Annotated in this window: 3 protein-coding genes; all 3 read right to left on the bottom strand. The window is 65.6% G+C overall.

Annotated features, from left to right (window positions below; genetic code table 11):
• Positions 1-164 precede the first annotated feature (164 nt).
• Positions 165-1,306, bottom strand: a protein-coding gene (locus FHS87_RS23205) for an IS3 family transposase (protein ID WP_184522264.1) whose coding sequence is annotated in 2 segments (ribosomal slippage) — positions 165-1,045 and positions 1,045-1,306 — 1,143 coding nt in all. Because the reading frame shifts where the segments join, the coding sequence is not laid out codon by codon here.
• Between the two features lie 191 nt (positions 1,307-1,497).
• Positions 1,498-1,785 carry a hypothetical protein gene (locus FHS87_RS23210; protein WP_184522267.1) on the bottom strand — a complete coding sequence of 96 codons (288 nt, stop codon included), beginning with the start codon at positions 1,783-1,785 and terminating at the stop codon, positions 1,498-1,500.
• Between the two features lie 70 nt (positions 1,786-1,855).
• The coding region (locus tag FHS87_RS23215; RefSeq protein ID WP_184522270.1) for a hypothetical protein at positions 1,856-2,044 on the bottom strand (189 nt) is incomplete at its 5' end.

Below are 2,044 nucleotides of genomic sequence, written 5' to 3' on the forward strand. Positions count from 1 at the left end.
TGGCCGACATCAAATCGGAATGGCCGACTTCATCTCGGAATCACTGGCCGACATCAAATCGGAAACGGTGGCCGACTTCCGTCGGAATCCGCACTGCTATATCTGAGGTGGTCCCCATTCGCCGGACAGTTTGGCGGCTGGGATAAGCTCGGCTCTGGTTCTCGTCAGGCTGCCAGTCTCTTCATCTCGCCCGCCCCATATGCCTCGTCGGGCGTGCGCTCAGCCAGGGCAGAATGGGGACGTCGGGCATTGTAGTAGCCGATCCACCTGGCCAGCCCGGCCCGAAGCTCCGAGCCGGTCTCGAAGGCGTGCAGATGGACGCACTCGTACTTCAGGCTGCGCCAGAGCCGCTCGATGAACAGGTTGTCCATCCAGCGTCCCCGCCCATCCATGGAAACACGCACCCCAGCCCGTTGCAGCACGCCGGTGAACCGCGGTGAGGTGAACTGGCTGCCCTGGTCGGTGTTGAAGATCTCCGGCCGCCCATACCCGGCCAAAGCCTCCTCCAGCGCTTCGAGGCAGAACTCCACGTCCATGGTGTTCGACACTCGCCAGGCCAGCACCTTCCGTGTCGCCCAGTCCATCACCGCGACCAGGTAGAGAAAGCCCCGACGCATAGGGATGTACGTCAAATCGGCACACCATACCTGGTTGGGCCGACCGATCGCCAAGTCCCGCAGCAGGTAGGGAAAGACCCGGTGCTCAGGATGCGGCACCGTGGTCCGCGGCCGCTGGAGGATCGGCGCCAGTCCCATCCTGGCCATCAACCGCCGCACCCGCTTGCGGCCGACAGTGTAGCCCTCCCGGCAGAGGTGACGCGCCATCTGGCGAGACCCGTACCAGGGCGTCTCCAGGAACTGCGCATCGATCAGCCGCATCAGCTCCAGGTTCAGCGGCGTCTCGCCCCGAGGGCGGTGGTAGAACCCCGAACGGCTGATCGAGACCAACTCGCACTGGCGCACCACCGACAAGCTGGAGTGGTCGGGCTCGATCATCTGACGTCGTCGCTCAAGGCTCATCGACCGGACGCCTTGGCCAAAAAATCCCGCTCCACCACGAGCTGCCCGATCTTGGCGTGCAGCTTCTCGACCTCTGCCTCGCTCGCCTTCGCGCTCTCCTGGGCCGCCGACTTGCCCGAGAACACCCCGGCCATGCCCTCCACAGCCTGGCGCTTCCACTCGCCCACCATCGTCTGGTGAATGCCATGCTTGGCCGCCAACTGCGCCGTCGTCAGCTCACCCCGCAGCGCCTCCAACGCCACCTTCGCCTTGAACTCCGCTGAATACCGCGTCCGCTTCCCCGGCATCGGGTCCGTCCTTCTCAGGGCGAACCAAGCTTATCCGCCTGTCCGAATTTCGGGGACCACCTCATATCATGAGGTCCCGATGAAGCTGGAGTCGCAGGGGCGAGTGGGGCATCCCTGATAGATTCGGCACCTCCATTATCTGCGGAGGTGATCCAAGCAGGGTGCCCGACGATGAGGGTAGCCAAAATAGGTCAGGCATCGGTAAGCAACTGGCTATCGTGGCGCACGATCAGGGCCAGGTGCCCGTCCACCACGGCGGCGGCCTTAGCGCTGCTGCGCGGGATCGGGATGTTGTTCTCCAGGCAGCAGCGGATCAGCAACTCGACGATGTCGGGCTGCGTCGTCCGTACGTCGAGCACGGTTCGCGTCGCGCCGTAGACCGCCTCGACCGAGATGGTCAGGCCAATGCCGCCCTCCTCCTTTCCTCCGTCGAGCCGGAAGCCGAGCACCTGGCCATGCGGCAGGAACTGCGGCCTCATGCGGGCGTAGGATTGGATCGCGTGAGGGTCTCCTCCGCCGAGAGCAGGATCTGCCGTCGCTCAGCCGGCATCAGGAAGCGCTCCGCCGGGCTTGGGCGGCGAGCGCTGCTTCCAGGGCTTCGGCCTCGCGCACGAGGCGGCACAGCAGTCCGATCCCCTGCTTGGGCGGCAGTGACGCGACCCCGGCCACACTGATCGAGCGCACCCGCCGGGCGGCGGCGACGGCGCTCGGCAGGCCGAGCGTGCCCACCTCCTCCAG

Source organism: Muricoccus pecuniae, from assembly GCF_014199205.1.
In the GTDB taxonomy this organism is placed as follows: domain Bacteria; phylum Pseudomonadota; class Alphaproteobacteria; order Acetobacterales; family Acetobacteraceae; genus Roseomonas; species Roseomonas pecuniae.